Annotated in this window: 1 protein-coding gene; it reads left to right on the top strand. The window is 31.9% G+C overall.

What is annotated here, in order from left to right; all coding sequences use genetic code 11:
- A partial coding sequence (locus GQ590_RS12090; RefSeq protein ID WP_160409313.1) for a hypothetical protein occupies positions 1 to 473 on the top strand: 473 nt, incomplete at both ends.

The following is a 473-nucleotide window of genomic DNA, read 5'->3' as shown; positions in this document are numbered from 1 at the left end:
TTTTGTTCCTTATTGGGGTGTGGGGAAACCGTAAATTATACCCCCAAGCTTTTTAAAGAAGAGTATTCAGAGTTTGAATCGGTTTTTTTCAGGTATAATGAATTTAAAAAAAAGGATATCCCCTTTATCATCTCATCCAAATACCTCAAAAAAGGCGATAAAATCTTAAAATTGGCAATACAAAAATCAGAACCTAACAGTTATCCAAATCTATCCATATTTCTGTTATCTCTAAAAAATGGAGTACAGGTTGATTCTAGAAGAATTTATTATAATCGCTCAGGAGAAATGGGTTTTACAGATGGTAAAATTTTTTATATAGATGAAAACCTGATCATTTCCACCCGAGACTATTCCTTTACTGAGGACGGAATAACACAAACACCGTTTTATCAATATCAACTAAATGACGATGGCAAATTTATTCGTTACTATCCTAAAAATGGTAACTATAAAGATAATCAAGAGCAAGG

The sequence above is a fragment of the Gilliamella sp. Lep-s35 genome (assembly GCF_009795845.1).
Classification (GTDB): domain Bacteria; phylum Pseudomonadota; class Gammaproteobacteria; order Enterobacterales; family Orbaceae; genus Gilliamella.
The sequence above is the reverse complement of the archived record's forward strand: the minus strand, read 5'-3'. Positions and strand labels throughout refer to the sequence as shown.